We start from the raw sequence: 23,040 nt of genomic DNA on the forward strand, positions 1-23,040 counted from the left end.
CGGCCGCCGCGGCACCCGCCGGCGCGGCGGCGGCCGGCTCCAGCTGCAGCGCACCGTACAGCGGCCGCGGCGTGCCGCGGGGAATGCCGGCGATCAGTCCGGCATCGTGCGCCGGTGCGGCGATGCCCGCCTGGCTGCGCAGCTGCCCGGCGATCTGCTCGGCCAGGCCGAGACCCTGGCCGGCGAGGGTCTGCGCCCATTGCTGGTCGAGCATTTCCGTGTACAGGCGGCTCTGCTGGCTGTCGAGCAGACCGGATTGAGGGCCGGCTTCGCGCATGCTCTTCAGCATCATCTGCAGGAGCACCGCCTCGAACTGGCGGCTGGCCTCGCCGAGGCCCGCGGCCGGGTCCTGGCGGGCGCTCTGCCTGAGGCGCTGCAGGCCCTGCAGGTCGAGGGCGAACTGGCCGCTCAGATCGTTGACGCTCATCAGATGATCTCCAGTTCGGCGCGCAGCGCACCGGCCGCCTTGAGCGCCTCGAGAATCGACATCAGGTCCTGCGGAGTGGCGCCCAGGGCATTCAGCGCCTTGACCACGTCGAGCAGGTTGGTGCTCGGCGCCACCATGCGCAGCCCGGTGCCCTGCTGCTCGACGGTGATCTTCGAGTCCGGCACCACCACGGTCTCGCCTTCGCTGAACGGCGCCGGCTGGCTGACCCTGGGCTGGTTCTCGATCACCACCGACAGGTTGCCGTGAGCCACCGCGGCGTTGTGCAGGGTGACACTGCCGTTGAGCACCACGGCGCCGCTGCGCGAGTTGATGATGACCCTGGCCGGCGCTTCGACCGGCAGGATGTCGAGGCCCTCCAGACGGGCCATGAAGTTGACCCGGCCGTTGGGGTCGCGCGGCGCGTCGAGGAGGATCAGTCCGGCATCCTGCGCGCTGGCCACGGTGCGCCCGAAGCTGGCGTTGATGGTGCTGACCAGGCGCTGGGCGGTGCCGAAGTCGGGCTGCTTGAGCTGCAGCTCGAGCAGGCCGCGTTCGTTGCCCAGCTGCAGCGGCACCTGGCGTTCGACGGTGGCGCCGCGGGCGATCCGTCCGCCGGCCTGCTGGTTGATCTGCACGCTGCTGCCGCCGGATTCTGCACCGGCGCCGCCGACCAGCAGGTTGCCCTGGGCCAGGGCGTAGACCTCGCCGTCGATGCCCTTGAGCGGGGTCATCAGCAGGGTACCGCCGCGCAGGCTGCGCGCGTTGCCCACCGAGGACACCACCACGTCGAGGTGCTGGCCGGGCCGGGCGAAGGCCGGCAGGTCGGCGGTGACCATCACCGCGGCGATGTTGCGCAACTGCATGTTGGTGCCCGGCGGCACGGTGATGCCCAGCTGCGACAGCATGTTGGTCAGGCTCTGTCCGGTGAACGGCGCCTGCATGGTCTGGTCGCCCGAGCCGTCCAGGCCCACCACCAGGCCGTAGCCGACCAGGGCGTTGCTGCGCACCCCGGAGAATTCGGCCAGGTCGCGCAGCCGCTCGGCGCGGGCGCTGCCGGCGGCGCAGAGCACGAGCAGCAGCATCAGCAGGCGGGCGGGAAGCGGGATATTCAGTCGCATGGCGGTCGCGGCCCCATCAGAACGGCGAGATGTTGAGGAAGAAGCGCTGCAGCCAGCCCATGGTCTGGGCCTCGTTGATGTAGCCGTCGCCGACGTACTCGATGCGCGCATCGGCCACCTGGGTCGAGGGCACGGTGTTCTGCACGGTGATGGCGCGCGGATTGACCACCCCGGAGAAGCGGATGAACTCGGTGCCCTGGTTGATGGCGATCTGCTTCTCGCCGCGCACCCGCAGGTTGCCGTTGGCCATCACCTCCAGCACCGACACGGTGATGGTGCCGTTGAAGGAGTTGTTGGCCTTGGCGCCGCCACTGCCGGCGAACACGTTTTCCCCCTCGAGCTCCGTCGCCCACTCGGACAGCTTGCTGAGCTGGTCGGGTACGGTGATCGGGGTCAGGCTGGCCGAACCGTTGCGACTGGCGTTGGCGGCGGCATTCTTGCTGGCGCTGACCTGCTCGTTGAGCACCACGGTGAGGATGTCGCCGACCATGCGCGGGCGGCGGTCCTCGAACAGCGGCTGGAAGCCCTGGCGCGACTGGTAGATCGAACCATTGGCCTGCGGCAGCGGGCGCTCGGGAATCTGCACCCGCTCCTGCTCGCCGACCACCGAAGGCCGCGGCAGCTGGGCGCAGCCGCCGGCCAGCAGCGCGGCCAGCAGGACGGCAGCGGTCGCGCGGGAGGTGCGCATCACAGCTGGGCCAGCCGCGCCAGCATCTCGTCGGAGGTCTCCACGGCCTTGCTGTTGATCTCGTAGGCGCGCTGGGTCTGGATCATGCTGACCATCTCCTCCACCACGTTGACGTTGGAGGTCTCCACGTAGCCCTGGTAGAGCACACCGGTGCCGTTCAGGCCGGGCACGTTCTCGTTGGGTGCCCCGGAGCTGTCGGTTTCCAGGTAGAGGTTCTCGCCGATGCTCTGCAGCCCCGGCGGGTTGATGAAGGTGGCCAGGGTCAGCTGGCCCACCTGGCGGCTCTGGGTGCTGCCCGGCTCGGTGATCGAGACGATGCCGTCCTGGGCCACGGTCACCGACAGGGCGTTGTCGGGGATGGTGATGCTCGGCTGCAGCGGGTAGCCGCTGGCGGTGACCAGTTGGCCGTCGCGGTCGATCTGGAAGCTGCCGTCGCGGGTATAGGCGGTGGTGCCATCGCTGCGCAGCACCTGGAAGAAGCCGTTGCCGTTGATCGCGAGATCCCGCGAGTTCTCGGTGTTCTGCAGGCTGCCCTGGCTGTGGATGCGCTCGGTGGCCACCGGGCGCACGCCGGTGCCGATCTGCAGGCCGGACGGCAGGCTGGTCTGCGCGGTGCTGCTGGCGCCGGGCTGGCGCAGGTTCTGGTACAGCAGGTCCTCGAACACCGCGCGCGAGCGCTTGAAGCCATTGGTGCTGACGTTGGCCAGGTTGTTGGCGATCACGTCCAGCTGGACCTGTTGCGATTCCAGGCCGGTCTTGGCCGTCCACAGCGATCTGATCATCGGAATTCCTCGGGATTGGGTGGGTCGCCAGGGCCTCAGCCCTGCAGCGACAGCAGGCTGTTGGCGCGCTGGGCGTTGTCGTCGGCGCTGCCGATCACCTTCATCTGCATGTCGTAGCGGCGGGCGTTGTCGATCATCGCCACCATCGCCTCGGTGGGGCTGACGTTGCTGCCCTCCAGGGCGCCGGGGGTCAGCCGCTGGTTGTCGTCGGCCGGCAGCGTGGTGCCGACGCCGTTGGCGTCCGGCTGGCTGCGGAACAGGCCGTCCTCGCCACGCACCAGGCTGCCCGGGGCGGCGGCAACCAGCTTGAGGCGACCGACCTCGGCGATGCTCTCCGGCCCCTGGCCTTCGCCGATCGCGCTGATGGTGCCGTCGACGCCCATGCTCAGGGTGCTGCCCAGCGGCACGATCAGCGGGCCGCCCTCGCCGATCACCGGGCGGCCGAGGATGGTGACCATGCCGGTGGCATCCATCTGCAGATCGCCGCGCCGGGTGTAGGCCTCGCTGCCATCGGGCGCCTGCACGGCCAGCCAGGCGTCGCCGCGCAGGGCGACATCCAGCTCGCGTCCGGTGCCGGATACCGGCCCCGCGCTGAAATCGGCGGCCGGCGTGCTGGCCACGGTCAGCGTGCGGGTGGCCAGGCCGGCGCCCTCCACGGGCACCGCCTGCATGGCCATCAGCTCGCCGCGGAAGCCCGGAGTGGCGGCGTTGGCCAGGTTGTGGCTGACCGCCGCCTGCTGCTCGAGGGTGAAGCGCGCCGCGCTCATCGCGGTATAGAGGATGCGATCCATGGCTCAGTCCGGTCAGCGCAGGTTGACTGCCTGCTGCAGCACTTCGTCCTGCAGCTTGATGGTCTGGGCGTTGGCCTGGAAGTTGCGCTGGGCAATGATCAGCGCCACCAGCTCCTTGGTCAGATCGACGTTGGAGGTTTCCACCACGCCGGCCTCGATGTCGCCGAACAGGCCGGTACCGGCCTCGCCGATCAGCGCCTGGCCGGAATCGCTGGTCTCCACCCAGCCGCCACCGACCGGGGTCAGGCCCTCCGGGTTGCGGAAGTTGGCCATGCCGATGGTGCCCAGCACCTGGGTCCGCTCGTTGGAGTAGTTGCCGATGACCTGGCCCTTCTTGTCGACGCTGATGCCCACCAGGCTGCCGGAGGTGTAGCCGTCCTGATTGAGGCTGCCCAGCTCGAACTCGTTGGCGAACTGGGTGCTACCGGTGATGTTGAGCTTGAAGCTCATGTCGTTGGCGCCGGTGCTCAGCGCGAAGCTGATCGGAGTCGGCTCGTAGGGCGCCTGCAACGGCCCGCTGGTGACGGTGCCGTCCGGCGCGGTATGGATCGCCGTGCTGCTGGCCAGCAGGCCGTTGCTGTCGAAGGTCAGCCGGGTGGAGTCCACGGAGAACTCCTGCCCCGCCGGGGTGGCGCGTGCAGTCTTCACGTCCCAGGTGTTGACCCCGGTCTTGATGAAGTACAGGGTCAGCGTCTGCGGCGTGCCCTGGGAGTCGAACACGGTGGCGCCGTTGGCGTAGGAATAGGTGCTGGACTTGAGCGGGTCGAAGGCCGCCGGGTCCAGGCTCGGCAGGGTGGCGTCCAGGTTCAGGGTGGCCTTGAGCTCGCCGGTCGCCTTGGCCGGCAGGCCGGCCGCGGAGATGTTCAGCTGCTGCAGCTGGCCGCCGTTGCCGGCCGCTCCCGGGTAGCCGGTCAGGCGGCCGCCCTGGGCGTTCTCCAGGTAGCCATCCGGGGTCATGGTCAGCTGACCGTTGCGCGCATAGACGATCTGCTCGCCCATGTCGAAGCGCAGGAAGCCCCCGCCACTGATCGCCAGGTCGAGGTTGCGCCCGGTGGCCTCCAGGTTGCCATCCTTGAAGTTCTGCTGCACCCCGGCGATGCTGACGCCCAGACCGACCTTGGCCCCGGCGTACACATCGGCGAACTGCATGCTCGCGCTCTTGTAGCCGATGGTCTGCGAGTTGGCGATGTTGTTGCCCATCACGTCGAGGTTCTTGGATGCCGCGTTGAGACCGCTGAGTGCCTGCGAAAAGCCCATTGCTTGACTCCCTGGCGCAGTGGCTGACCGCCAGCTGCGCGAATGCAACGATGAAAAGGTGGTTAGAGGATCTGGCGGATGTCCTGCAGACCGACCCGCCCCAGGGTGGCGCCGAGGTCGATCTGCGGACCGCTGGCGCCGCTGCTCACGCCACCGACCCGGGCATAGGTGAGCACGGTGGCCGGCTGGGCCTGCTCGTCGGCGAGGGCCTCGACGGCCACCCGGTAGGCGCCATCCGGCGCCACGCTGCCGTCATTGAGGGTGCCGTCCCAGACGAACGACTCGACCCCCGCCGACAGGGCGCCGAGGTCGAACTGGCGCACCAGCTGGCCGGCGCCGTCGTAGATGCTGACCTTGACCTGATCGGCTGCGCGGCCGAGTTCGACACCGAACGGGGTGGTCTCGCCGCTGCCGACCAGCACGCGGTCGCCCGGCACCAGCACCCCGCGGCCGATCAGCGCCGAGGCCTGCAGGGTCTGCCCGGCATCGATCTGCCCGGTGATGCCCTTGAGGGTCTCGTTGAGTTCCTCGATGCCGCTCAGGGTGTTGACCTGCGCCAGCTGCGAGGTCATCTCCGCGTTCTCCATCGGCTTGAGCGGATCCTGGTTCTGCAGCTGGGTGACCAGCAGGGTCATGAAGTTCGAGCGCAGGTCGTCGGCCTTCTTCTGCTCGCTGACGCCGGCCGAACTGCCGCCGCCGTTGATCGAGCTGATGACCGAACTGTCGATGGTGTTGCTCATGCCGGCGCTCCTCAGCTGTCGCCCAGGGTCAGGGTCTTGAGCATCAGCTGCTTGCTGGTGCTCATCACCTCGACGTTGGCCTGGTAGGAGCGCGAGGCGGAGATCATGTTGACCATCTCGTTGACCGGCTCGACGTTCGGCAGGGTCACGTAGCCCCGCTCGTCCGCCAGCGGGTGCCCCGGGCGGTACTCCATGCGCATCGGCGCATCGTCCTCGATCACCTGCGCCACCTTCACTCCGCCGACGCCCTGGCTGTCGCTCCCCTGCGCCTCGAAGATCACCTGCTTGGCGCGGTAGGCCTGGCCATCCGGCCCGCTGACGCTGTCGGCATTGGCCAGGTTGCTGGCGGTGACGTTCATGCGCTGGGACTGCGCGCTGAGCGCGGAACTGGAAATGCTGAAGATGTTGAACATGGTCATGGCGGCTTACTCGGGCTGCAGGGCGGTCTTCAGCCCCTGGATGCGGCTGTTCATCAGGGTCAGGCTGACCTGGTAGCGCATCGCGTTGTCGGCGAACTCGCCGCGCTCCAGATCCATGTCCACCGTGTTGCCGTCCATGCTGGGCTGGCCGGGAATGCGGTAGAGCAGCTCGCGCTCGCTGGCCAGACCGCCGAGGCGGCCGCTCAGGTGACGGGCATCGGTGGTTCTCAGCGCCTGGGGGCCGGCAGCCGGCTGCGCCTGGGCGGCCCTGGCCAGCTCCGCGGCAAAATCGAAGTCCCGCGCCTTGAAGTTGGGCGTATCGGCATTGGCGATGTTGTTGGCCAGCACCTGCTGACGCTCGGCACGCAAGCCCAGCGCCAGCTGGTGCATGCGCAGCGCACCGTCGAGCTTGTCGATCATGCGGACGTCCTCCGCGCCACTCGGCGCACAAGGGAAAGTTGTTCAGGACACAGAATAGGGGGGCGGCCGTCAGCGCAAAGGTGCGAACAGGCCGGTATTTACCGTTCAATTTCCGTCTTGGCTGCCGGCCGGCCTGCCTAGAATCTGGCCCTCCCGCTTGCCTCGAGGCGCCGCCATGCCGCGTCCCTTCCACCTTTCGCGCGGCCTGACCGGCCTCGCCGGGCTGCTCGCCCTGCTGCTGGCCGGTGCGCCGCCAGCCGCGGAAAGCGACCCGGTGGCTGTCGCGATCCATGACTTCCTCCGCCGCGAAGCCGCCCGTCCGGATCGCCAGGTGACCGTGGCGGTGGCGCCCGTCGCCGCGCACCTGCCGCCCTGCGCCCAGCCGCAACCCTTCCTGCCCCAGCCCACCCAGCGCCTGCTGGGTCGCGTCGCCGTCGGCGTACGCTGCGGCGACGGCGCCACCCGCTACCGGCAGGCGACGATCACGATCCACGCCGCCTACCCCGTCGCCCGCCGGGCGCTGGCGGCCGGCGAAGTGGTCACCGCCGAGCTGCTCGAACTGCAGCAGGGCGACCTCGGCCGCCTGCCGCGGCATGCCGCGCTGGACGCCGAGCAGGTCATCGGCCGCGAGCTGACCCGGGCGCTGGGCAAGGGCAGCCCGCTGCCGATCAACGCCCTGCGCAGCGTGCCGCTGGTCGAGCGCGGCGCCCGCGTCCGGGTCGAGGCGCGCGCCGGCGGTTTCGTGGCCAGCCGCGAGGGCACCGCCCTGGACAGCGGCGGCCAGGGCGACGAGATCCGCATCCGCACCGAGACCGGCGCCGTCCTGCGCGCCCGCGTGCACAGCCGCAATCTGCTGACGGTCGATTTCTAACCCGCTCGCTCCAGGCGCATAATCTGCGACACGGAGCGCACTTTCCCGCGAACCGGGCACTCAAGTCGGCCCGCCGCGGGCCGATAGTGAAGACAGGCACCACGCAAGGGAGGTTTCCCGTGAAGATCGACAGCTCACAGCCACCGGCTCGCCCGCTTGCCACCTCGGGCAAGGAGCCGGCAACCCACGCCCAGCGCGCCCAGGCGGCGTCAGCGGACCAGTCACCGTCCACGGTGACCCACCTCAGCACGTCCGACAACCGCTCGGGCAGCGAGGATATCGACCTGGCGCGCGTCGCCGAACTGCGCCAGGCCATCCGCGAGGGTCGCCTGGAAATCGATGCCGAGCGCATCGCCGATGGCCTGATCGCCAGCGTGCGCGAACAGCTCGAGCAGAACTGACCCGTATTCCGGAGCCCGCATGAGCCTGGCCAAGCATCTCGCCCGCCAATCCGCCACCCTGGCGCAGTTCATCCTCCTGCTCGAAGACGAGCAGCGCGCCCTGGCCCAGGGCCAGGTGGACGGCCAGCGCCTGAGCGAACTGGCCGCCGGCAAACAGGCGCTGCTGGACACGCTCGAACAGCTGGAGGCGCAACGCCGGCACGCCCAGCTCCGCCTCGGCTATGGCGACGATCGCCAGGGAGCGGCACGCGCCGCCGCCGACGCCGACTGCCTCGACAGCTGGCAGCAGCTGCTCGCCCAGGCCAGCCGGGCACAGCAGCTCAACCGTCGCAATGGCGACGGCATCCGCGCGCGCCTGGAGCAGAACCAGCGCATGCTCAACTTCCTTCGCGAGGCTGGCGGCAGCGGACTCTACGGCCCGGACGGCCAGTCCCGCCATGGGCGGCACGGCGCCCTAGCCTCGCGCGCCTGAATCACACCGCCGCGCCACCCCCAGCAGATTCCGGACCAGCGCAGTCACAGAAGCGCAACATTCAAGTGATATCAATCCGACATCACTTGTGATCCGGTAACTTGCATGCTCTCCCGTCTCAACATCGCCGCCCGCCTGCACCTGGCATTCGGCGGCATCGTCCTCCTGCTGGTCGCCGCCACCGTCGTTGGCGTACAGGGGCTGGCCACCCAGAAGCGCACCGCCAACGAACTGCTGCATGTCGACATGGCGCTCCTGCAGAACGCCGCCGAAGTGCGCCGGCTGACCCTCGAGGGCCGCCGCATCGAGAAGAGCCTGTTCCTCAACGTCAGCAACCCGCAGGCGGTGCAGAACTACAAGCAGCAGTGGGACGCCACCCACCAGGAGCTGACCGCGACCCTGCAGCAGGGCGTCGGCCTGGCGCCCGACAGCAGTCTGGGCGAGCTGTACAGCCAGTCGGCCACCCTGCTGGACGCCTATCACTTCGGCTTCAGCGGCGTCTATGAGCGGATCGCCGCCGGCGAGATCAGCGATCCGGCCATCGCCGACATGGTCTTCGGCCAGTTCAACGACGAGATCCAGCAACTGGACCAGCAGGCCATCGCCATCGCCCAGGCCGCGCAACAGCTGGCGGCCAGCGCCGACGACAGGATCGAACAGCAGCATCGCAATGCCCTGGCCGGCCTGCTGGCCTTTGCCGCCCTCGCCGTGCTGATCGCCGGGATCATGGCCGTGCGCATCAGCCACGGCATCATCGCCCCGCTGCGCAGCGCCCTGGAGGCCACCCGCCGGGTCGCCGAGGGCGACCTGACCCAGGCCATCCACGGCAACACCCACGACGAGACCGGCCAGCTGCTCGAAGCCATGGGCGAAACCAACCGCAAACTCTCGGATCTGGTCGCCTCGCTGCATGACAACAGCGACCAGGTGTTCGCCAGCGCCCACGAGGTCCTCCTCGGCAGCCAGGAGCTGGCCGCGCGCACCGACGAGCAGGTGGCCGCCCTGCAGCAGACGGCCTCGAGCATGGAGCAGATCACTGCCCTGGTGCAGCAGAACAGCGAGTCCACCGAGCAGGCCAGCCGCCTGGCCGCGGCGGCCGCCGCCACGGCACAAAGCGGCGGCCGGGACGTCGAGCAGAGCATCCGTCTCATGCAGGAACTGGCGTCCAGCTCGCAGAAGATCAACGACATCATCCAGGTCATCGACTCCATCGCCTTCCAGACCAACATCCTCGCCCTCAACGCCTCGGTCGAGGCCGCCCGGGCCGGCGAACAGGGCCGCGGCTTCGCCGTGGTGGCCGCCGAGGTACGCAGCCTGGCCAGCCGCAGCGCCGCCTCGGCCAGCGAGATTCGCCAGCTGATCGAGACGATCTCCACCAAGATCGGCCATGGCGTGCGCCAGGCCGAGCACAGCGGCCAGACCATCCGTGAAACCGTCGTCTCGATCGGCCAGCTCTCGACGCTGATGCAGGAGATCGCCAGCGCCACCCGCGAACAGAGCGCCGGCATCGGCCAGATCAATACCGCGATCAACCAGCTGGACAGCACCACCCAGCAGAACGCCACCCTGACCGAACAATCCCGGGCCGCCGTCGCCACCCTGGAAGACCAGGCGAGCCAGATGAGGCAACTGGTCGCCAGCTTCAGGACCGAGGCCATGGCGAACGACACCGAGCACATGACCGCCTCGAACCTGGGGATCGGCTCGCCCGCTGCCGCTGGGCTTGCCTGGGCGTAGATCGTTGCCGAGGCGGGCTCAGGCAGCCGGCTGCCTCAACCCAGCGATGCCTCGGTGGAGTCAGGTCGCCTTCCTTTGCGAGGCGCAACCGATGCGCGCATTCAACGTCACGCCATCGGACGTCCATACACTCGACGATGTCCAGCTCCGCCAGCTGGGCTTCCGACTTGTGCGCGAAGTACTGACCGCCCTGTCGCAGCGGCCAGCCCCCAGCGGCTGAGGGGGCGAACGAGTAGCGCAGCGACACGCCTTCGCTGGACAGCTCTTCGGCAACATGCAGGATATGGGTTTGCTTGACATAAAATATACTTTCATATTTTATATCTATAAAGCCTGGGACTGCGCACTCGACGCGCATTCCAGCCCCTTACCGAGTGGAGGTTGCCATGACAATCATTCTGCCGAGCACCTGCCCCAGCTTTTATCGTCTAGCTCCGCAGTGGATACTGCAACTGCTCGCAGACTTTGGTACGAGCCACTGATCCCTCCAGCGCCGGGACGCACAAAGCTCCGGCAAACACCACCTCAAGCGCTCCGGTTCATCGGGCGCATCAGGTCTCGCATCGATAGTTGATGATGGGCGTCCGGCCTTCATTCGGATGAGAGCCTGCACCTGGGCTGCAGCTCCCCTCCAGCGATGGCTATGCCTGCAGCAGCTGAAGACGAGGCAACCGGCGCCCCACGGGGCGCCGGCATGCAGGGCGGTGACTCAGGCTGCTGCCATGCGTCGGCAGCTCGGCAGGCAGACCAGTGACCAGGTGGCCATCTCGCTCAGCTTCAGCACCGAGCAACCGTCAATTGCGTTGGCCAGGAAATGGCTGGCCAGCTCGCCGACACTCCAGTCGGCCGTACTGGACGCTATCACTCGCCCATCCGCGGAGAGCACCAGCGCATCCTGCTCGAGACGCACCAGACTGCGCGCCAGCACCCGCTCGAAGCTGTGCAGCGGAACGTCGGCGCCCGCCACGCCGATGAAGCGATCACCGACCATGATCGGCGTGGTGAAGGTCATCACGTACATGTCGGAGCCGTACAGATCCACGTAGGGACTGGCGACCGTGCTTCTGCCGGTCTCGCGCGGCACGCGGAACCAGGGCATGCCCAGGTAGTTGTAGAAGTTTTCGCTGCGCTGGTTGAAGTTGAGGCGCAACGGCACGGTTTTCTGCTGGCCGACGAGGCGGCGCCACTCGAGATACATTTCCTGGTCGGCCAGTACCCCGGGCTCGAGCACCACGCCGGCACCATAGGCGCAGGAGCGGGACTCCAGGAGGTGGGCATCGATCTTCGGGCGCAGTATTTCGAGGTCGCGAGAGCATGGCTGTCGCCCCGCCGCCTCGGCCTCTTCCCACAGCGCACGGACCCCATCGACGAGCTGGTTCAGCTGAGCAAATACGTTACCAATCGAAGCATTGATCCGCTGCGCACAGGCCTGCAGGGGATGGAGATTGGGCTGGATCGACACGATGCACCTCGCACTAGTCTTTGTTTCTTCTTGTTGTTATTCCGAAGAGTGCCGCCGGCGGGGATAGCGTGAAATTTCTACTCACGTCTACACGGCAGGCAGCCTTTCCGGAGATTTTGCAAGTCGCATGCCATCACTCGTTCTCATCGCCGGCAGCCAGCAATGCCAGTCGCAGGTTGACCAGCCGCTTGATGCCACGGGCGACGTGCGCCTCGGCCAGCGCCCCGGCCAGGTTGGCATCGCCTGCCACCAGGGCGTCGAGGATGGTGCGGTGCTCCTGCTGGATGGTCGCGGCATCGGCGACGCCGTCAGCCTGGATCCACAGCAGTTCGCCCAGCTCGGCCTGCAGCTGCATTTCCGCATGGGTGAGACGGACCGACTGGGCCGCCACCGCGATCTCGATATGGAAGCGGGCGTCGGCGCGGCGACGCTCGAGACGGCTGCTCGCCACGCCCAGCGTCTCGACATAGTGCAGCAGCCGCTCATGGTGCTCCGCAGTGGAGCGCTGCGCCGCCAGGCGTGCCGCCATGCCGGAGATGGCCATCATCTCGTCGCCGAGATCGCGCAACTCCAGCGCACTCATCTCCTCCAGGCGCTGCAGCAGGAAGTCTTCCGGCATCTCCACCGGGGCGCAGATGAAGCTGCCGCCATTGCGGCCGCGGCGGGTCTCGATCAGGCCACGCTGACGCAGCACCGCCAGCGCTTCGCGCAGGGTCACGGTGGCCACGCCAAGCTGCATGGCCAGCTCGCTCTCGCTGGGCAACTGCTCGCCTTCGGCAAGCAAGCCCAGATCGATCACCTCGATCAGCCGGCGTACCACTTCCTCGGTGCGTCCTTCCTGACGCAGACGGATGAAACCAGCAGCATGGGCCTTGCTGACTGCACTCATAGATCACCTGTTCCAAGACGTCGCAGGCTCGAACGCCGCCCGGTCGGACAGCGGGCGCTCCATACGCAATGGCGCTAATTTACCAAAGTTGGCAGCTTGCCGGGCATTCATACCTGTAACATCAGATTTTTTCATCAATAACAGGACCGCCCCGGCAATGCCGGGGCGGTCCTGTCATGGTATTGCTGTCGACGATGCTCAGGCGAAGGGATACGCCAGGGTCGGCATCCACTTGCGCCAGACCTGCTCGAGCCTGCCGTCGGCGATCACTTCGGCGAGCGCAGCGTCGACCCGGGCGCGGAACTCCGGCCGCGACTTGGCCACGGCGATGCCCCAGCGGTTGCGCGTCGCCACGGTGAAGGCGATGGCCAGATCCTTCTCCTCGGCCAGCGGCACCAGCGCCACGTCGTCGTCGACCATCGCGTCGATGCTGCCGGCGCGCAGTGCCTTGACCATGTCGCCCATCACGTCATCGCTGTCGCCGCCGAACGGCACGCAGATCGCACCTTCGAAGGTTTCCGCCAGGGCCATGTTGAGGCTGTTGGCGATGGCGCCGACCCGCTTGCCGCGCAGGTCGGCGGGCGAGCGCACCGGGCTGCCGCGCAGCACCATGATCGACTCGTCGAACACCGCATAGGGCGCGGTGAAGTCGGCCAGGGTCTTGCGGTACTCGGAAATTCCCTGACCGCAGAGGACGAGGTCGCCTTCCCCGGCCTGCAGGACGGGATAGAAGTCCCCCCAGTTGCGATATTCCCAGCGCACCCGCAGCCCCATGACCTGCGCCAGCAGGCGCGCCACGTCGGCCTCGTAGCCGTGCCGCTCGCCCAGCCCGTCGCGCCAGAACAGCGGCGGTGCCGGCAGGTCGGCGCAGATCACTCGTAGTTCGTTCATTGCGTCGCTCACGGCAGGTACTCCAGATACATCTTGCGCTCCCAGTCGGTCACCGCGCCGCAGGCACGGGCCCATTCATCGGCCTTCAGGTCGCGGTACAGCTGGCTCATCTCCTCCGGCAGGGTCGCGCGCATCACCTCGCTCTGGTCGAAGGCGTTCACCGCCTCGCCGAGGGTCAGCGGCAGGCGCGCCGCGGTGCCACCACCGGCATAGCTGTCCTTGCTCTCGGAGGGGCCCGGGTCGATGCGGTTCTGCAGGCCGTCGCGCATGGCGGCGAGCAGCAGCGCGTGGGACAGATAGGGGTTCACGCTGGCATCGGGCAGCTTGTACTCCAGGCGACCATTGGCCGACAGGCGCACGGTGCAGGTCTTGTTGTCCATGCCCCAGTTGATGCGGGTCGGCGCGAACAGCCCGGTGTCCCAGAAGCGCTTGTAGGAGTTGACGGTGGAAGCCATCACCATCATCGAGGCCGGCGCATGGTGGAGCATGCCGCCCAGGGCGTGCAGGCCGATGTCGGTGAGGTGCAGCTCGCGGCGGCCGGCTTCGGCGAAGACGTTCTGCTCGCCGCGCCACAGGCTGACGTTGTGGTGGCAGCCGTTGCCCATCGAGCCGGTGCTCGGCTTGGGCATGAAGCTGGCGATCACGCCGAACTCGCGGGCCACCTGGCGGCAGATCATGCGGTAGGTGAGCAGGCGGTCGGCGGTCAGTTCGCAGGAGTCGAACATCCAGTTCAGTTCGAGCTGGCCCGGATCCTCGTAGTCGCCCTCGATCATGTCCAGGCCCATGGCGATGGAGTACTCCATGACCTTCTTGAAGATCGGCCGCATCAGCTCGAGGTTGCCCAGGTGATAGGCGGGGCTGGCGCCGGTGCGTACCTGCACTTCCAGCTTCTCGCCGAGCCAGGACATCTCCGGTTCGCAGCCGGACTTCAGGCGCAGGCCGGTCTCGCGGGTGAACTCGTCATGGGCGCGATACAGATTGCCCCGCGCGTCGGTGGCCAGCGGCTGGCCGCCGACTTCGGGACGGTGGTCCGGCTCGTAGAGGCGGCAGAAGAAGGCGCCGATCGAGCGATCCCACGGCAGCACGTTGAAGCTGGCGATATCCGGAATGGCGGTGAACTCGGCAGCCTGGGCGCCGCCACCGAGCAGCACGCCGGAGCGGGTGGTCTGCAGGTCGGTGAGTGCGGTGCGGTGGAACTGCACGCCCTTCTCCAGGTTGCGCAGCAGGTGCTTGGCCGGCACCACCTTGGCCAGCACGCGGCCGGACAGGGTGACCACCTGGTAATAGATGTACTCGACACCCGACTCACGGATTTTCGCGGCAAGGTCCGCGGCGGCGCTGGAGCTGGTGTTCAGTTCGCGGTGCAGGTCTAACGCTGTCATCTGGCTCTCCCGAGGCACTCTGCGTGCCGGCGAAGCAAAGAGGGGACTGGCTGGGCTGCGGCGACTGGTCATGCCGCAGCGTCGAAATCAATTTAAGATATGGTTTCATATCTTTCAAGAGGGCAACGAAAAATCTCTCTGCGTCCCGCAAGCCTGCCATTTCAGGCAAACGCTGGTGCCTTGGAGGATCAGCAACAGCCTTGTCCGGCCAGGCAGGCACTCCGATTGGCAGAAAAATCAATATGAGATATGGTTTCACATGTTTAATGCCTGACCCAGAGGTAGCATCCCCATGCAGTCCACCCGTGCCGTCGCCATCATCCATGCCGAGACCGACTCGGCCGGCAGCCTGCCGGAGCTGTTCGCCAGCCATGGCCTTAACCTGGAGGTCGTTCCCATCACCCGCGGCCTGCCCGATCCGCAGCAACTCGACCTGCTGGTGGTGATGGGCAGCCCGGAGTCCGCCTACGACCACCGCCTGCCCTGGCTGCCAGAAGAGCTGGCCTGGCTGAGGGCCGTCCAGCAGCGCGGCTGCCCGACACTCGGCATCTGCTTCGGCAGCCAGTTGCTGGCCCGCGCCCTCGGTGGCGAGGTGTACCGCAACAGCCAGCCGGAGATCGGCTGGACGCCGGTGCAGGCCGTGGAGCGTAGCGGCGCCCATGAGGGCCCCTGGCTGAACTTCCACTTCGACGCCTTCACCCCGCCGCCGGGCGCCACCCTGCTCGGCCGCACCGACCTGGCGGCGCAGGCCTATCGCCAGGGCAAGGCCATGGGGGTGCAGTTCCACCCGGAAATCACCCCGGAAATGTTCGACACCTGGATCGACTACTGGCAGTGCAGCGAGGAAGGCCAGCGCTTCCTCGCCACCGCCGGCGACCTGCCCGAGCGCATGCGCGCCGAGATCGCCGAGCGCGAACCGGCCAACCGCGCGCGCTGCAGCCTGCTGCTGCGCGAATACCTCGACAGTCTCTGACTCCCCCTACCCGCCCACACCGAGGACACCCCATGACCAAGCTCACCCGCGCCGACTGGGAACAGCGCGCCAGCCGGCTCGCCATCGAGTCGCGCGCCTTCATCGCCGGTCGCTACCAGCCCGCCGCCGACGGCCGCACCTTCGCCTGCCTCAGCCCCATCGACGGCCGCCAGCTGGCCGAGGTCGCCAGCTGCGACGCCGCCGATGCCGACCTCGCCGTACAGGCCGCCCGTGCCGCCTTCGAGGCAGGCGTCTGGTCCCGCCTGGCGCCGACCCGCCGCAAGGCCGCGATGCTGCGTTTCGCCGATCTGCTCGAAGCACATGCCGAGGAACTGGCCCTGCTCGAGACGCTCGACATGGGCAAGCCGATCGGCGATGCCCTGGCGGTCGACGTGCCCGGTGCGGCACGCGCCATCCGCTGGAGCGGCGAGGCCATCGACAAGGTGTACGACGAGGTGGCGCCCACCGGGCACGACGAACTCGGCCTGGTCACCCGCGAGCCGATCGGCGTGGTCGCCGCCATCGTGCCGTGGAACTTCCCGCTGATGATGGCCTGCTGGAAGCTGGGACCGGCGCTGGCCACCGGCAACTCGGTGATCCTCAAGCCTTCGGAGAAGTCGCCGCTGAGCGCCATCCGCATCGCCCAGCTGGCGGTCGACGCCGGCATTCCCGCCGGGGTGCTCAACGTGCTGCCCGGCTACGGCCACACCGTCGGCAAGGCGCTGGCCCTGCACATGGACGTCGACTGCCTGGTGTTCACCGGCTCCACCCGCATCGCCAAGCAACTGATGGTGTATGCCGGCGAGTCGAACATGAAGCGCGTCTGGCTGGAGGCCGGCGGCAAGAGCCCGAACATCGTCTGCGCCGACGCCCCCGACCTGCGTGCCGCCGCCGAGGCTGCCGCCGCGGCCATCGCCTTCAACCAGGGCGAGGTGTGCGTCGCCGGCTCGCGCCTGCTGGTCGAGCGCTCGATCCAGGAGCGCTTCGTGCCCATGGTGGTCGAGGCGCTCGCCGCCTGGCGCCCCGGCCATCCGCTGGACCCGGACTCCCGCGTCGGCGCCGTGGTCGACCGCCAGCAGCTCGATACCGTGCTCGGCTACATCGCCACCGGCAGCGCCGAGGGCGCGCAGCTGCGCTGCGGCGGCCGCCAGGTGCTGGAGGAAACCGGCGGCACCTACGTGGAACCGACCCTGTTCGACGGGGTGAGCAACGCCATGCGCATCGCCCGCGAAGAGATCTTCGGCCCGGTGCTGTCGGTGATCGCCTTCGACGATATCGACGAAGCCATCCGCATCGCCAACGACAGCCCCTACGGCCTGGCCGCGGCGATCTGGACCGCCAGCCTGTCCAAGGCGCACCAGGCCTCGCGGGCGCTGCGCGCCGGCAGCGTGTGGATCAACCAGTACAACGGCGGCGACATGACCGCGCCGTTCGGCGGCTTCAAGCAGTCCGGCAACGGCCGCGACAAGTCGCTGCACGCCTTCGACAAGTACACCGAGATCAAGGCCACCTGGATCAGGCTGTGATCCCCGGCGCCCCCGCCTCGTTGCGGGGGCGCCTGCTTGCCCGGCTCCCACCTGCCCCACCCCATCTGCAGACGAAAAAAGGCGCGCAACCCGCAAGGGATCGCGCGCCAAAGGGACGACCGGAAATCAGGCCGGCACGGCGGTGCGCACGTTGGCGCGGAAGAACTCGGCGACCCAGCGGGCGATGCGCACGCTGTCGACCTCGTGCTGCTGCAGACTGGCCAGCGCCTGCGTGGCGATCGCCTCGGGCAGCAGGCTGCCGCGGTACTTCTCGGTCAGGGCGCGGATGTAGGCCGGGGTGAACTCCGGATGGAACTGCACCGACAGCGCCGGGAAACGGTAGGCCAGCACACCGTGCGGGCAGTGCTCGGAACCGCCGATGCAGCGCGCCTCGGGCGGCAGCTCGCGAACCTGGTCCTGATGGAAGATCAGCGCGGCGCCCGCCGAGGGGGCCTGCTCCGCTGCGTAGCGGTACAGCTGCGCGCCCACGCCCCAGCCGTTCGCGGCGCGCACGGTGCGCCCGCCGAAGGCATCGGCCATGATCTGGTGGCCGAAGCAGATACCGAATACCGGCCGCTCCAGCTCACGCAGCTGACCGAGGAAATCGATCAGCGCCTGCATCCAGGGCAGGCCCTCGTAGCAGCTGTGCTTGGAGCCGGACAACAGATAGCCGTCGAACGCCTCCGGGTCGGGCAGCGGCGCGCCGCTCACCGGCGAGACATAGGTGAAACGGGCGCCGGGCAGCTGCGGCGCCAGCCAGCGCTCGATCATCTGCGGATAGCTGCCGAAGGTCTCTTGCAGATCGGGCGGCGTGAGGCCGTTCTCGATGATGCACAGATTCAGGGGCTGGTCGGTCATGGAAGGGTTCCTTGTTCGTGGGGCAGGCGTCGCTGGCGGCGACGCCGGGTCGGAGCCATGGTTTCAGAGCTGGGCCAGCACCGTCTTCACCCAGGCCAGCGCCACGTCGCCGGGCAGCTCGCCACTGGAGGCATCGTGCTGGCCGCGCTCGCCGACCTGGCTGGCGCCCAGCTCGATCAGCTTGTCGGCGATGATCTGGCTGCCGTTGTTGAAGGTGGCATAGAAGCTGTCGCCCAGGCCGAAGGCGGCGAAACGCACGCCGGACAGGTCCGGGCGCTCGCCGTCCAGGGCGTCGAACAGCGGCTGCGCCGAACCGGGCAACTCGCCGTCGCCATAGGTCGAGCAGACCACCAGATAGAAGGTGTCCGCCGCGAACTCGTCGACGGTGAAGCCGGACATGTCGCGCACGACCACTTCCAGCTCGCCCTGGAGCGCCTCGCCGAGGTCCTCAGCGACCATTTCCGCATTGCCGGTCTCGGTACCGAACAGGATGGTGGTTTTCATCTCGGGAACTCCATTGCATTCAGGGCTGCGCGATGCGCAGCATGTCGGAAATCGTGCGGATCTTGCGGCGCTGGCGGCCCGCCGGCGCCTGTTCGAGCTCGAATGCGTCGATGCGCTTCCAGCCTTCGTAGGCCACCCGCGGCCCGGCGAATGCCGCCCCCAGGCTGGCGAAGCCCGGCTTGCCCAGGGTCAGGCTGCCGTCGCTCACCACCTGGATGATGGCGTCGGCCACCCTGCGGGCATCGGCGCGGTTCTCCGGGATGGTTCCGCGCGGGCCGCGGCGATACCAGCCGGCGCAGTACAGGCCGTGGTCGAGGCAGCCGGCGTCGAGTTCGGCGACGGCGCCGGACAGGCTGTCGCGACGCAGCGCGCCGCCTGCATCCTCGGCGAAGCCGATGGCGGTCAGCACGCTGTCGACCGCCAGTTCCAGGCGCTCGCCGCCCTGCCGGACGAAGGAGATGCCCTCGACGCCGGCGGCGCCGTGCACCCGTTCGGGTTCCCAGCCGAAGTGGAACACGACCTGGCGCGCCCCGGTTGCCGGGCGCACGAGCAGCTCCTGCAGGGCGCCCAGCTTGGCGGCATCCCCCTCCCCCGCGTGCAGCAGTGAGCCCTCGCCCAGGGCGAAGGTCACGTCCCGCAGCTTGCCCAGCTCGCGCAGCATCACGGTGTCGAACTTGGCCAGCATCGCCGGCGAGCGGCCGACGATGTGGATGGTCTGCGGCCGCTCGCCGGCCAGATGCGCCAGCACCGTCTCGGAGATGTCCGAGCCGGCGAACTCGTCCGCCGACTTGGCCAGCAGGCGCAGCAGGTCGATGGCCACGTTGCCGTTGCCGACTATCACCGTGCGCCGGCCGAAGCGCGGCGCCAGCCCGACCTCGTCGGGATGGTCGTTGAAGAAGCGGGTCAGCCGCCCGGCGCCATGCACGCGCTCGAGATCGTCGCCGGGCACGCCCAGACGACGGTCGCCGTACAGGCCGGTGGCCAGCACCACGACATCGCAGGCGCCACGCAGCTCATCGAGGGCGATATCGCGGCCGATCTCCAGGTTGCCGACGAAGCGGATGTTCTCGCGCTCGAACAGCCGGTCGAACTGCCGGGTGACCGCCTTGGTGCCCGGATGGTCGGGCGCCACGCCGTAGCGCACCAGCCCGTAGGGCACCGGCAGCCGGTCGAGGACGCTGATCTCGGCATCCGGCCAGGCCTTGCGCAGCGCCTGCGCCAGGTAGCAGCCCGAGGGGCCGGAGCCGACTATCGCGACGGTGGGACTGGCCATGGCTCAGGCCTCCGGATCGAACTTGATCGGCAGGCTCAGCGGCCCGGTGTTGCCGCTGTCCGGCAGCCAGTTCGGCTCGCCGTTGTAGGCCGGATTCCTGACCCGCTGGGCGAGCAGCGCCAGCGCCTCGGTCATGTCGCCACGGGCGATGAAGTGGCCGATGCAATGGTGGGCGCCGGCACCGAAGCCGAAGTGCGGCTGGCGCTTGGCGGTGATGTCGAACTCGGGATTGTCGAACACCCGCGGGTCGGTGCCGGCCGCCTGGCTGAACAGGTGCACGGTGGTGCCCTTGGCGATCTCCAGCCCCTGGAAGGTGAAGTCCTCCAGCGCCTCGCGGGTCACCCAGGTCACGGTCGGACGCACGCGCATCACCTCCTCCACCGCCGCGCGCGCCAGCTCCGGTTGCTCGCCGAGCAGCTTCCACTGCTCCGGATGCTGCAGGAAGGTGTCCATCGCCAGGGAGATCTGGTTACGGGTGGTATCGATGCCGCCGAAGATCGCCAGCACGATCATGTCGTACAGCTCTTGGTCGCTCAGCGCCGACTTGTCCTCGGCGTTGGCCTTGACCAGCGCGCTGAGGAAGTCGTCGCCCAGCCCCTGCTGCTTGACCTTCTCCACCGCCTGTACCGCATAGGCGACCAGCTTGTCGGTCGCCGCATTGATGCGCGCCTCGTCCTGCTTGAAGGTTACGCCCAGGGCCAGGCCCATGTCGGAGGCCAGCTCGGCCAGCGCGCGCCACTCGCTGGTCGGCAGGCCGAGCAGGCTGCAGATCACTTGGGTGGCGTAGGGCTCGGCGAACTGGCTGACGAAATCGCATTGGCCGTCGGCGATGAAGCCGTCGATCAGCGCGTTGGCCATGTTCTGGAAGTCCGGGGTCAGCTTGCGCACCAGCTTGGGTGCGAAGGCCGGGTTGGCCAGCCGGCGCAGGCGCGAATGATCGGCGCCCTCGCGGCTCAGCAGCATACGCACCCACCACTCGGCGAAGCTGCCGGTGGCCTTGTTGTGCGCCGGCCAGGCGTAGCTGCCCTGGCGCAGGCGCTGGTCGCGGATCAGGTTGTTGACCTCGTCGTAGCGCAGGATGGCGATGCCGTAGGGGGTGCGGGCGAACCAGCTCTTCTCGCGCGCCTCCATGACGGCCCGCGAGCGGATGGAGAACGCCGGGTCAGTGACGTCGAGATAGGGAGCCGATTCGAACAGGTTGCTAACGCTGGCAGTCATGCGCACCTCCGATGGGGATTGAAGTTGGCTGCGGTCACGAGTCGCCGTCTCCTTGCAGCGCCCGCAGCGCCCGGCCGCGCGGTTCGCCGCTGCGGGATCGGGTTGGGACGGCTTAAATTTAAAATATGGTTTCATATCTTTCAATGCCCTTTTTGCCCTGCGCAGCGAATTTATTTGCTGGCGCCGACTGAATCGCCCGCCGGCATCGCGCCATGGGCAGCCCCACAAGGGCCGATCCAGCCGCTTTCGGCATGGGTATTGGCATCCACAAAAACATAAGATATGGTTTCATAACATTTAGCGTTTTCCTCACCACCTTCATCCCGCCAGGAGTCCGCCATGCACCTGAACGACCCAGTCCTCTTCCGCCAGCAGGCGTTCATCGATGGCCAGTGGCTGGACGCGGACGACGGCCGCACCATCGCGGTCGACAATCCGGCCGATGGCGAACGCCTCGGCCAGGTCCCGCGCATGGGCGCCAGCGAGACCCGGCGCGCCATCGAGGCTGCCGACCGCGCCCTGCCCGCCTGGCGCGCCCTGACCACCAAGGAACGCGCCGGCAAGCTGCGCCGCTGGTATGAACTGATGCTCGAGAACCAGGAGGACCTGGCCCGGCTGATGACACTCGAACAGGGCAAGCCGCTGGCCGAGGCGCGCGGCGAGATCCTCTATGCCGCGTCCTTCCTCGAATGGTTCGCCGAGGAAGCCAAGCGCGTTTACGGCGACAGCATCCCTGGTCACCAGCCCGACAAGCGCCTGCTGGTACTGAAGCAGCCGATCGGCGTCACCGCGGCGATTACCCCGTGGAACTTCCCCAGCGCGATGATCACCCGCAAGGCCGGCCCGGCGCTGGCCGCCGGTTGCACCATGGTGCTCAAGCCGGCCTCGCAGACGCCCTTCTCCGCTCTCGCCCTGGCCGAACTGGCCAGCCGCGCCGGCATCCCCGCCGGGGTGTTCAACGTGGTCACCGGCTCGGCCGCGGAGGTCGGCGCCGAGCTGACCGGCAACCCGCTGGTGCGCAAGCTTACCTTCACCGGCTCCACCGAGATCGGTCGCCAGTTGATGGCCGAGTGTGCCAAGGACATCAAGAAGGTGTCGCTGGAGCTGGGCGGCAACGCGCCCTTCATCGTCTTCGACGATGGCGACCTCGACGCCGCCGTCGAGGGGGCGCTGGCCTCCAAGTACCGCAACGCCGGGCAGACCTGCGTGTGCGCCAACCGCCTGTACGTGCAGGACGGCGTCTACGACGCCTTCGCCGAGAAGCTCCGCGCCGCCGTGGCCCGCCTGAAGGTCGGCAACGGCCTGGAGGCAGGCGTCACCACCGGCCCGCTGATCGACGACAAGGCGGTGGCCAAGGTCCGCGAGCACATCGACGATGCCCTCGGCAAGGGCGCCCGCCTGCTCGCCGGCGGCCAGGCGCTGGGCGGCAACTTCTTTGAGCCGACCATCCTGGTCGACGTTCCCGCCGGGGCCAAGGTGGCCCGCGAGGAAACCTTCGGCCCCTTGGCGCCGCTGTTCCGCTTCAAGGACGAGGCCGAAGTGATCGCCATGTCCAACGACACCGAATTCGGCCTGGCCGCCTACTTCTACGCCCGCGACCTGGGCCGGGTGTTCCGCGTCGCCGAGGCGCTGGAGTACGGCATCGTCGGCATCAACACCGGAATCATCTCCACCGAAGTGGCGCCGTTCGGCGGCATGAAGGCCTCCGGCCTCGGCCGCGAGGGCTCCAAGTACGGCATCGAGGACTACCTCGAGATCAAGTACCTGTGCCTGGCCATCTGAGCCAGTCCGCCTCCATTCAATACCGGCAACGAGAAAGACCATGAGCCAGACCAACGCTTCCCTGCTGCAACGCCGCCAGGCCGCCGTCGCCCGCGGCGTCAGCCAGATCCACCCGATCGTCGCCGAGCGCGCCGAGAACGCCACCGTGTGGGACGTCGA

At 68.2% G+C, this 23,040-nt stretch carries 25 protein-coding genes; 8 read left to right on the forward strand and 17 right to left on the reverse strand.

All coding sequences use genetic code 11. The annotated features are described in order from the left end of the window. From E5198_RS15360 to flgB, 9 genes are all read right to left on the reverse strand, one after another. Positions 1 to 427: rod-binding protein (locus E5198_RS15360; protein ID WP_178084083.1), on the reverse strand; the 427-nt coding region annotated here is incomplete at its 3' end. Beyond that, a complete protein-coding gene (locus E5198_RS15365; RefSeq protein ID WP_136490875.1) occupies positions 427 to 1,545 on the reverse strand; it encodes a flagellar basal body P-ring protein FlgI in 1,119 nt (372 codons plus the stop codon). The genes E5198_RS15360 and E5198_RS15365, both read right to left, overlap by 1 nt. 16 nt (positions 1,546 to 1,561) lie before the next feature. Continuing rightward, positions 1,562 to 2,233: a flagellar basal body L-ring protein FlgH gene (locus tag E5198_RS15370; RefSeq protein ID WP_136490876.1), complete on the reverse strand. Its 672-nt coding sequence runs from the start codon at positions 2,231 to 2,233 to the stop codon at positions 1,562 to 1,564. Next, a complete protein-coding gene (flgG, locus tag E5198_RS15375; RefSeq protein ID WP_136490877.1) occupies positions 2,233 to 3,015 on the reverse strand; it encodes a flagellar basal-body rod protein FlgG in 783 nt (260 codons plus the stop codon). Before flgG ends, E5198_RS15370 begins: the two co-directional genes overlap by 1 nt. Before the next feature lie 35 nt (positions 3,016 to 3,050). Further along, entirely contained in the window at positions 3,051 to 3,806 is a 756-nt protein-coding gene (locus E5198_RS15380) for a flagellar basal body rod protein FlgF (RefSeq protein WP_136490878.1), read from the reverse strand. Between the two features lie 12 nt (positions 3,807 to 3,818). Next, positions 3,819 to 5,063, reverse strand: coding sequence for a flagellar hook protein FlgE (flgE, locus tag E5198_RS15385; RefSeq protein WP_136490879.1), 1,245 nt, complete (start codon positions 5,061 to 5,063; stop codon positions 3,819 to 3,821). 62 nt (positions 5,064 to 5,125) lie between these two features. Continuing rightward, positions 5,126 to 5,803 (reverse strand): flagellar hook assembly protein FlgD, encoded by a 678-nt coding sequence (flgD, locus tag E5198_RS15390; RefSeq protein ID WP_136490880.1) that lies wholly within the window; start codon positions 5,801 to 5,803, stop codon positions 5,126 to 5,128. Between the two features lie 11 nt (positions 5,804 to 5,814). Beyond that, on the reverse strand, positions 5,815 to 6,222 hold the full coding sequence (flgC, locus tag E5198_RS15395; protein ID WP_136490881.1) for a flagellar basal body rod protein FlgC: 408 nt from the start codon (positions 6,220 to 6,222) through the stop codon (positions 5,815 to 5,817). A 6-nt stretch (positions 6,223 to 6,228) separates the two neighbouring features. Continuing rightward, positions 6,229 to 6,642 (reverse strand): flagellar basal body rod protein FlgB, encoded by a 414-nt coding sequence (flgB, locus tag E5198_RS15400; RefSeq protein ID WP_136490882.1) that lies wholly within the window; start codon positions 6,640 to 6,642, stop codon positions 6,229 to 6,231. A 175-nt stretch (positions 6,643 to 6,817) separates the two neighbouring features. Here flgB and flgA point away from each other — a divergent pair, with 175 nt between their 5' ends. The 4 genes from flgA to E5198_RS15420 all read left to right on the forward strand — a co-directional run bounded on the left by flgA (position 6,818) and on the right by E5198_RS15420 (position 10,123). After that, entirely contained in the window at positions 6,818 to 7,513 is a 696-nt protein-coding gene (gene flgA / locus E5198_RS15405) for a flagellar basal body P-ring formation chaperone FlgA (RefSeq protein WP_136490883.1), read from the forward strand. A 119-nt stretch (positions 7,514 to 7,632) separates the two neighbouring features. After that, positions 7,633 to 7,914, forward strand: a complete 282-nt coding sequence (gene flgM, locus E5198_RS15410; RefSeq protein ID WP_136490884.1) for a flagellar biosynthesis anti-sigma factor FlgM — start codon at positions 7,633 to 7,635, stop codon at positions 7,912 to 7,914. Between the two features lie 19 nt (positions 7,915 to 7,933). Further along, entirely contained in the window at positions 7,934 to 8,386 is a 453-nt protein-coding gene (locus tag E5198_RS15415; RefSeq protein ID WP_136490885.1) for a flagella synthesis protein FlgN, read from the forward strand. Positions 8,387 to 8,491: 105 nt separating this feature from the next. Then, positions 8,492 to 10,123: a methyl-accepting chemotaxis protein gene (locus E5198_RS15420; RefSeq protein ID WP_136490886.1), complete on the forward strand. Its 1,632-nt coding sequence runs from the start codon at positions 8,492 to 8,494 to the stop codon at positions 10,121 to 10,123. 709 nt (positions 10,124 to 10,832) lie between these two features. Here E5198_RS15420 and E5198_RS15425 read toward each other — a convergent pair. The 4 genes from E5198_RS15425 to E5198_RS15440 form a co-directional block, all read right to left on the reverse strand. Further along, on the reverse strand, positions 10,833 to 11,585 hold the full coding sequence (locus E5198_RS15425) for a cache domain-containing protein (protein ID WP_136490887.1): 753 nt from the start codon (positions 11,583 to 11,585) through the stop codon (positions 10,833 to 10,835). A 133-nt stretch (positions 11,586 to 11,718) separates the two neighbouring features. Beyond that, a complete protein-coding gene (locus E5198_RS15430; protein ID WP_136490888.1) occupies positions 11,719 to 12,474 on the reverse strand; it encodes a FadR/GntR family transcriptional regulator in 756 nt (251 codons plus the stop codon). A 198-nt stretch (positions 12,475 to 12,672) separates the two neighbouring features. Continuing rightward, a complete protein-coding gene (locus tag E5198_RS15435; protein ID WP_136490889.1) occupies positions 12,673 to 13,365 on the reverse strand; it encodes an ABC transporter substrate-binding protein in 693 nt (230 codons plus the stop codon). Between the two features lie 8 nt (positions 13,366 to 13,373). Continuing rightward, entirely contained in the window at positions 13,374 to 14,747 is a 1,374-nt protein-coding gene (locus tag E5198_RS15440) for a glutamine synthetase family protein (RefSeq protein WP_136490890.1), read from the reverse strand. A gap of 292 nt (positions 14,748 to 15,039) precedes the next feature. Here E5198_RS15440 and E5198_RS15445 point away from each other — a divergent pair, with 292 nt between their 5' ends. Next, positions 15,040 to 15,720, forward strand: coding sequence for a type 1 glutamine amidotransferase (locus E5198_RS15445; RefSeq protein WP_090347712.1), 681 nt, complete (start codon positions 15,040 to 15,042; stop codon positions 15,718 to 15,720). Between the two features lie 32 nt (positions 15,721 to 15,752). Beyond that, entirely contained in the window at positions 15,753 to 17,246 is a 1,494-nt protein-coding gene (locus E5198_RS15450) for an aldehyde dehydrogenase (RefSeq protein ID WP_136490891.1), read from the forward strand. Between the two features lie 126 nt (positions 17,247 to 17,372). On the opposite strand, the gene E5198_RS15455 is transcribed toward E5198_RS15450, so the two are convergent. The 4 genes from E5198_RS15455 to E5198_RS15470 form a co-directional block, all read right to left on the reverse strand. Further along, positions 17,373 to 18,104 (reverse strand): type 1 glutamine amidotransferase, encoded by a 732-nt coding sequence (locus E5198_RS15455; RefSeq protein WP_136490892.1) that lies wholly within the window; start codon positions 18,102 to 18,104, stop codon positions 17,373 to 17,375. Positions 18,105 to 18,167: 63 nt separating this feature from the next. Further along, on the reverse strand, positions 18,168 to 18,608 hold the full coding sequence (locus tag E5198_RS15460) for a flavodoxin domain-containing protein (RefSeq protein WP_136490893.1): 441 nt from the start codon (positions 18,606 to 18,608) through the stop codon (positions 18,168 to 18,170). Between the two features lie 19 nt (positions 18,609 to 18,627). Further along, positions 18,628 to 19,881 (reverse strand): FAD-dependent oxidoreductase, encoded by a 1,254-nt coding sequence (locus E5198_RS15465; RefSeq protein ID WP_136490894.1) that lies wholly within the window; start codon positions 19,879 to 19,881, stop codon positions 18,628 to 18,630. A 3-nt stretch (positions 19,882 to 19,884) separates the two neighbouring features. After that, on the reverse strand, positions 19,885 to 21,099 hold the full coding sequence (locus E5198_RS15470; RefSeq protein WP_136490895.1) for a cytochrome P450: 1,215 nt from the start codon (positions 21,097 to 21,099) through the stop codon (positions 19,885 to 19,887). A gap of 339 nt (positions 21,100 to 21,438) precedes the next feature. Here E5198_RS15470 and gabD point away from each other — a divergent pair, with 339 nt between their 5' ends. Both gabD and E5198_RS22050 read left to right on the forward strand, forming a co-directional pair. Beyond that, complete coding sequence (gene gabD, locus E5198_RS15475) at positions 21,439 to 22,881, forward strand: NADP-dependent succinate-semialdehyde dehydrogenase (protein ID WP_136490896.1); 1,443 nt, start codon at positions 21,439 to 21,441, stop codon at positions 22,879 to 22,881. Between the two features lie 40 nt (positions 22,882 to 22,921). Continuing rightward, a partial coding sequence (locus E5198_RS22050) for a hypothetical protein (protein ID WP_256659159.1) occupies positions 22,922 to 23,040 on the forward strand: 119 nt, incomplete at its 3' end.

Origin of the sequence: Pseudomonas sp. A-1 (assembly GCF_004801855.1) — a bacterium.
Classification (GTDB): domain Bacteria; phylum Pseudomonadota; class Gammaproteobacteria; order Pseudomonadales; family Pseudomonadaceae; genus Geopseudomonas.